The organism is Luteibacter sp. 22Crub2.1 (genome assembly GCF_900167995.1).
In the GTDB taxonomy this organism is placed as follows: Bacteria; Pseudomonadota; Gammaproteobacteria; order Xanthomonadales; family Rhodanobacteraceae; genus Luteibacter; species Luteibacter mycovicinus.
Map to the genome: position 1 here is coordinate 84909 of NZ_FUYT01000018.1, position 7762 is coordinate 92670.

Sequence of the window (7762 nt, forward strand, 5' to 3'; positions counted from 1 at the left end):
GTAAGGGACGACATTTGCAGTTCTTTGGGGAGAACCGACATGCACCACACGCGCTCGCTCGCACCCCTTTTCGATTGACGACGTGACGCCGCGCGCCCGCTAAGAGGCGTACGGCCGAACAACCATTCTTTCCATTCCGGTGATTCCACCGCCTCGAAAAGGCGGCCTGCCCACGTGCCGCGTGGGTAAGGGGTTCCTTGTCCCGGTTTTCGTCATGCGTTACATCAGGAGGGTCGTTTTCATGCAGCACCACACCCGTTCCACCGCCCCGGCACGCCGCAAGCTCGCCCTTGCCGTCGCCTTCGCGGTCACCGCCGGAGCCGCCGGTGGCGCGCTCGCACAGAGCAACGCCACCGGCTCGATTTTCGGTTCCGCCACACCTGGCGATGTCGTCCATATCGAAAGCAAGGACACCGGCCTGCGCCGCGATATCACCGTCGATTCGGGCGGTCGCTATCGCGCCAACTCGCTGCCGATCGGCACTTACGACGTCACCCTGATACACGCTGGCACGACCGTCGATTCGCACAAGGGCGTACAGACCCAGATCAGCCAGGGTACCGACGTTTCATTCTCAGCCGCGCCGGCGGGCAGCGATGCGACCAGCCTCGGCGGCGTGCAGGTCACCGCCAACGCGCTGCCGAGCATCGACGTCAGCTCGGTCGACTCGCGCACGGTGCTCACCGCCGATCAGCTGTCCAAGCTGCCCATCGCGCGCACGTCGATCAGCTCGGTCGCTCTGCTCGCACCGGGCACCACGCCCGCGGCACGCGGCTACGGCAACGCGCTCTCGTTCGGCGGCTCGTCCGCTTCCGAGAACGCTTACTACATCAACGGTTTTCAGGTCACCAATCCGCTGACCGGCGTCAGCTCGCGCCAGCTGCCCTACGACGCGATCGATCAGGAGCAGGTGCTGATCGGTGGTTACGGTGCGGAGTACGGCCGCTCGACCGGTGGCGTGATCAACGTCGTCACCAAGCGTGGCTCGAACGACTGGAAGGGAGATGTCCAGGTTCTCTGGTCCCCGTCTTCGCTTCAGCAGACCCCGCGGAATATCTATCTGAAAGATGGAACCCTGTTTCAAAAAGGTAATCCATACGCACAGCGCAATCAGGACAATCTGCAGTATTCCGGCTCTCTCGGCGGCGCGCTGATCAAGGACAAGCTGTTCATTTTTGCCGCCGCGGACTGGATCAAGCAGACCGGCGACTACACCGGCCCCAGCACGGTCAGCGATCAGGAACGTGACACCGCCAAAACCACCCGCTGGCTGACCAAGCTCGACTGGAACATCACTGACAACAACATCCTCGAACTGACCGGCATCGGCGACAGCGAAACGACGGATTCATCGATCTTCGGCTACAGCTACCAAACGGGCCAGGGCGCGTATCTCGGCCACCAGTACACCAAGAATTACAACGGCACCCAGACCAACGGGACACCGGGTGGCGATACCTACATTGCGCACTACACCGGCTACCTGACCGACGACCTCACGATCAACGGCATGTATGGCCGCGCACATTCCGATCATGAGCAGACGGTCGGCAGCGCTACGGGTGTCACCTGTCCGTCCATCCTCGACCAGCGCGCAGCCTTCTCCGGCAACAACCAGACCGGTTGCACCGTCGGCGCCACCACCACGTTGTATCCCGGCGCAAAGGACAGCACCAAGGGCTGGAGCGCAAATATCGAATGGCGCATCGGAGATCACGATCTGCGCGCCGGCGTCGATAACTACGTACTGCGCGCGACGTGGGGCGCGATTCCTGTCGGTGGCACGAACTACACCTATAACGACATCGGCGACGGAAGCTCCATCCAGCAGCGCTTGACCAACCTCGGTCTCGACCCCGCGCTGTACAACCCCGCGGACTTCCCGAATGGTTACTACGTCGAGTCGTCGGCGTTGTCGACGGGTGCGTCGGCTCGCACGAACCAGCGTTCGCAGTTCGTCGAAGACAACTGGCAGATCACCGACCGCTGGCATTCGTACGTAGGCCTGCGTAACGAGCAGTTCTCCAACTACAACGGTCTGGGCCAGGCGTATGCACGTTCGCGCCATCAGCTCGATCCGCGCCTGGGCGTTTCATGGGATGTTTACGGTGACAGCTCGCTGAAGGTCTACGCGAACGCGGGCCGCTACCATCTCGGCCTGCCGACATCGGTCGCCGTCCGCGGCGCCGGCCCGTCCACGTATCCGTCGAACTACTATGGCTTCACCGGCATCGACCCGACCAACGGCACGCCGACCGGCCTCATCAGTGGCGCCTATTCCGGCACGTACTATCTCAACGGAGCCAACGGCACGCCGCCGGACGCCAAAACGGTGTCTTCGAAGCAGCTGCATTCCTATTATCAGGACGAATACATCGCCGGTTTCGACAAACAGCTGGGCGATTCGTGGGTGGTCGGCGCCAAAGGCATGTACCGCAAGCTTCGTAGCCTGATCGACGACACGTGCGACTCGGCACCGCTGCAGGCGTGGGGCGATGCGAACGGGCTGAGCGACGAGGTAAAGGCAGGTATCGGACGTAGCACCGGCTGCTGGTTGTACAACCCCGGGCGCGCAAACACGTTTGTCGTTTCGCCCGCAAACGGCCAGTACATCGATATTCCGCTATCGGCGAAAGATATTGGTGAGCCAAAGCCGAAGCGCTCGTACTACATGCTGGACCTGTACGCCGAGCATCAGTTTGCCGACAAGTGGTACGGCAAGATCGACTACACGTTCTCTCGCAGCTACGGCAACTCGGAGGGCCAGCTGGATTCGGACATCGTGCAGGCGGACGTGTCCACCACCGAGAGCTGGGACTTCCCGGCCATCATGGAGAACACCAACGGCGACCTGCCGAACGATCACAAGCATCAGCTCCGTGTATATGGCACGTATGTCCTGTCCGACGAATGGCAGTTCTCGACCGTCACGCGCATCAGCTCCGGCGCGCCCGTCAGCTGTATCGGTACCCGCCCGGCCTCGGCCGGTGGCGATCCCTACGGCTACGGCAACGCGTATTTCTGGTGCAACGGCGAGCCGTCGCCGCGTGGATCGAAAGGCCGCACCCCCTGGACGTACACCATGGACGTGAGCGCGGCCTGGAAGCCGTTGTTCGCCGACCACAAGCTGTCCTTCACGGTCGACGTGTTCAATCTGCTCGGCAAGCAGCAGGTCACGCAGTACTACGAAGTCGGCGAATTGCCCTCCGGCGATCCCAACCCGCAGTACAAGCGCGCACGTTCCTTCCAGGACCCGCGTTACGTCCGCCTCGGCGCGCGCTACGACTTCACGCTCTGATTCGATAACGACATAACAACAAAAGAAGCAGTTTCCCCGGATATTGGCCGCTCTCCCTGAGCGGCCTTTTTTTTATGGAAGCTGACTGAAAGCGGGTTGAAAGCTGAAAACGCCTCGCAACGCTTACGCAGAATTCTGCTTCGATGAAACTTATTTCATCCACGCGATAACGTCGTCGACGTGTTCTTACGTGCATACACGGACGAACGCCCGCCTGGACGCGGATGCATGTCTTTGCGCACGCGCAAGACCCTTGCGATTCGACCGCGCACAAGCGGGGCAAGGTATTTCGTTCATGCAACTCCCCTTGAGTGCATCCCTCGCCGCGCCTTAGCTTCGCCATGCTTGTTGCGGTTTCGTTAAGTCGCACAGGCGGTGTTTCGATGCGGAGGATGTCGACACCACCAAGGGGCCCGGACGGCCATTTCGATTGAGTCACGACTCCGCGACCGCCCTCTGCCGACGGCGGCGCGGCTTGAAGCATTTGGCCAGTGGCCGGGGAGATCTACATGCAGCTGCGTCATTCATCGGACCGCTCACGGCAGCGTTCGCTTTCGCTCGCCATCGCGGTCGGGCTCGGCATCGTCAGCGCCGCGTCGTTCGCACAGAGCACCGTCGGCGGTGTCTACGGCACGGCGGACGCCGGTGCCCAGGTCACCGCCGTCAACAACGGCAGCGGCCTCAGCCGCAGCGCCACCGTCGGTAGCGACGGCCGCTTCAACATTTCGTCGCTGCCGCCGGGCGATTACAAGATCACCTCGACCACCGGCGGTCAGAGCACGACGCGCACGATCACCATCGTCGCGGGCCAGGGCTTTAACCTCAACCTCGCCGCACCCGCTGCCGCCGCTGGCGCACAGGACCTGACCACCGTCTCGGTGACCGCCAACGCGCTGCCGCCGATCGACATCACGTCCAGTCAGACCAACACGGTGATGACGGCCGAACAGATCAAGCAGCTGCCGCTCGCACGTAACCAGACCGCCGTGGCGCTTCTCGCCCCGGGCGCGACCAAGGGCGACAGCGCCTTCGGTAACCTGGCCTCGTTCGGCGGCGCTTCGGTTGCCGAGAACAGCTATTACGTCAACGGTTTCAACGTCACCAACTTCTTCCAGAGCCTGACCTACGCGCAGGTGCCGTTCGAGGCCATCGACCAGGAAGAGATCCAGGACGGCGGCTACGGCGCCGAGTACGGCAACTCCACCGGCGGCGTGATCTCGGTCAACACCAAGCGCGGTACCAACGAGTGGAAGGGCGGTATCGACTTCACCTGGAACCCGTACCAGCTGCAGGCCAACCAGCCGAACATCTACCTGCAGAACGGCGCGCTCAACCAGAACAACCGTCACAACAGCAACTACGTGATCGGTAACAACGGCAGCGGCAACGCGACCGACTTCGGCCAGCGCTGGAATGCCTGGCTCGGCGGCCCACTGATCAAGGACAAGCTGTTCATGTTCGCCCTCGTCGGCGGTACGCGCACGGCGGACGAGCATTATGGCGACGCCACCGGTGGCGGCAGCTTCAACAAGACCACGATCAAGGATCCGCGCTACCTGGTCAAGCTGGACTGGAACATCAACGAGAGCAACATCCTCGAATACACCGGCTTCAGCGACACGAGCACCACGCAGCAGAGCATCTACGGCTACAACTACGACGAAAACGGTCAGCCGCATCGTGGCGACTACCTCGGTCAGCAGTACGACAAGACCGGCGGCATGAACAACATCCTGAAGTACACCAGCTACATCACGGATGACTTCACGATCTCGGCGCAGTACGGCAAGAGCACCAACAAGCGCGTCGAGCGCGCGACGACAGCCGATGGCACGGTCGAAGAGTACGATGGCGACATCTTCAACGCCGTGAACTCGCCGGGCTGCCCGACGATCGTCGACCAGCGCTCGCCGGTCGTGGCCGGCTCGGTGCCTGCCGCGCCGCACTGCTCGTTCACCTCCGCGGGCGAACTCACCACGCCTAACGGCGAAGACAAGCGCAATGCCGGTCGTATCGACTTCGAATACCACATCGGCGATCACGAGCTGAAGGCCGGCTGGGCACGCGACCATTTCACCACCGACACCGGCACGGCGTACGAGGGTGGCTCGGTCTACACCTACCAGCCGATCCCCGAGGACATCCTGGGTCATACCCCGGGCATCGATCCGGCGGACAACGTGGTCAAGCAGGCGGTGTTCGCCACCGGTGCGAAGGTCGGCATCACGCAGAAGTCCTACTACCTGCAGGACAACTGGCACATCACGGACAACTTCGTCGCCCGCATCGGCGTGCGTAACGATGGCTTCAACAACACGAACAGCCTTGGCCAGACCTATGTCAGCCAGGTGCACAGCTGGCAGCCGCGACTCGGCTTCTCGTGGGACGTCCATGGCGACTCCACGCTGAAGGTCTACGGCAGCGCCGGCGACTACTCGCTGCCGCTGGACGGCAACGTCGCCCTGCGTGGCGCCGCCGCCTCGCTGTACCAGATCCGCTACTTCAGCTACACGGGTATCGATCCGGTCACCGGCGCGCCGACGGGTTTGGGACCGGTGTCGGATGCCTACGCAGCCGCCAATCCTGCGCGTGCCGTGACCCAGTACTCCAATGGGGAAGCCGGCGTCGTACCCAACCCGGGTGCCGTTGCCACCAAGGACCTGAAGCCGTTCAAGCAGCGCGAGTTCATCCTCGGTGCCGAACAGCAGGTGGCCGACTGGACGTTCGGCGCCAAGGCGATCTACCGGAAGATCCTCACGGGTATCGACGACTCCTGCGACTTCCGTCCGATCGCCGCGGCCGCCAATGCGCAGTACGGGCTGAACCTCGACACCACCAGCCTGTCGCCGGCGGCGGCGAACGTACCGGGTTGCTACATCTTCAACCCGGGCAGCTCGGTGACCCTGCGCACGCCGGTCGATGCGACCGGTACGCTGTACGACATCCACCTGCCGGGCTCGGCCGTGGGCGAGCCGAGCTACAAGCGCTCGTACATGGCGATGCAGCTGACCGCCGAGCGCAACTTCGACAACACCTGGTACATGAAGGCGTCGTACGTGTGGTCGCACACCCGTGGCAACTCGGAAGGTGGCGTCGACTCGTCCAACGGCCAGGCCGACACCGGCACGACCGAGCTGTTCGACTATCCGGAGATCATGGCCGGCTCGAACGGTTACCTCCCGAACGATCGCAAGCACACCTTCAAGATCTATGGCGCCTGGCAGATCAACAACCAGTGGCTCGTCGGCGCGAACGGCATCGTGCAGACCGGTCGTCCGGAAAACTGCTACGGCCTGAACCCGATCGACGGCACCATCGGTGGCTACGGCGGCGGCGCTTACCTCTACTGCAGCGGCATGGTCGTGAAGCGCGGCTCGGTGGGTCGCACGCCGACGTACTGGAACATCGACCTCAACGCGACCTATAAGCCGGAATGGGCGAAGGGCGTGACGATCTCGGCCAACGTGTTCAACATCTTCAACAAGCAGCACACCACCTCGATCAACGAAGTGGGTGAGGACAACAACGGCAATTCGCTGTCCGACACCACGTACAAGATCCCGACCAGCTTCCAGCAGCCGCGTTACGTGCAGCTGTCGGCCGAGTACGACTTCTCGCTTTAAGCTCCACCACAAGAAGACAGGGCGCGCGTTCCTCCCGGACGCGCCGCCTTGCAAATCTCCCCGGAATCGCCGCCCGCTCCCACGGGCGGCTTTTTTTCGCCTCGCGGCAGGAGTGGCTGCGGACACCGCTCCTGTAGGAGCCCGTCTTGCGGGCGAAAGCCAACGAAGCGACGAAGAGGGTGCCTTCGGGCTGGCTCGGCTTCGCCTTCGCGGTCGCTTCAAAGCCTGGCCTTGCGGCAAGGGCCGTCGCCGTCTGCCATTCCTGTCGCTAAGTCCTCCTCCGGCCTTCGCCTCCGTGCGGAATCGCTCCAGGAACGGCAGACGCCGACGCCCCCCGAACGCTGACGCCACCTGGCTCATGTAAGAGCGAGCCTGCTCGCGAACCCTCAGCGATCGACATCTCGAACGATGCATTGCGTCCGTCCATGCCAGCGGTGCACCAACATCAAACCTTATCCCATTCCATCTTCGCGTGCGCCCGCGCCACACACTGCACACCCATCGTAATCAACGCACCGACACCACCCAGCGCAAGCAACGTGCGCTGACGCTCGGGAATTTCGTCTTCCTGCAGAGATTCGACAAGCAGATCCGTGATGCCCCGCGCGTACTGCAACAACTCGTTAGCGTCATTCAACAACGCATTGACGCCCACATCGGGGTCGATACAAAAACTCCCTTCGCCAACCGTTCCAAACTTTTCCATAGTCATCTCCATGCGTGCCGCACGCAGCCCCGAGTTGTGGCACGCCAAAACGCAAAGGCGTGCCACCATCGCTCGCACGATGAGCCTCATCGGCCTGTCCGTGACCGGACGCCGGGCGGTGTGTTCAAGAAGTGG

At 62.6% G+C, this 7762-nt stretch carries 3 protein-coding genes; 2 read left to right on the forward strand and 1 reads right to left on the reverse strand.

Annotation, left to right across the window (positions count from 1 at the left end; all coding sequences use genetic code 11):
* The first annotated feature begins 241 nt into the window (after positions 1-241).
* On the forward strand, positions 242-3298 hold the full coding sequence (locus tag B5X73_RS17905; RefSeq protein WP_176167883.1) for a TonB-dependent receptor: 3057 nt from the start codon (positions 242-244) through the stop codon (positions 3296-3298).
* A 509-nt stretch (positions 3299-3807) separates the two neighbouring features.
* A complete protein-coding gene (locus B5X73_RS17910; protein WP_139382829.1) occupies positions 3808-6921 on the forward strand; it encodes a TonB-dependent receptor in 3114 nt (1037 codons plus the stop codon).
* A 445-nt stretch (positions 6922-7366) separates the two neighbouring features.
* On the opposite strand, the gene B5X73_RS17915 is transcribed toward B5X73_RS17910, so the two are convergent.
* Positions 7367-7762 (reverse strand): hypothetical protein (locus B5X73_RS17915; RefSeq protein ID WP_217699792.1); only part of this gene is annotated, 396 nt, incomplete at its 5' end.

Excerpts from the sequence above, each read along its gene's own strand:
- B5X73_RS17905 (WP_176167883.1), top strand. The coding sequence starts at position 242 with ATGCAGCACCACACCCGTTCCACCGCCCCGGCACGCCGCAAGCTCGCC.
- B5X73_RS17910 (WP_139382829.1), top strand. The coding sequence starts at position 3,808 with ATGCAGCTGCGTCATTCATCGGACCGCTCACGGCAGCGTTCGCTTTCG.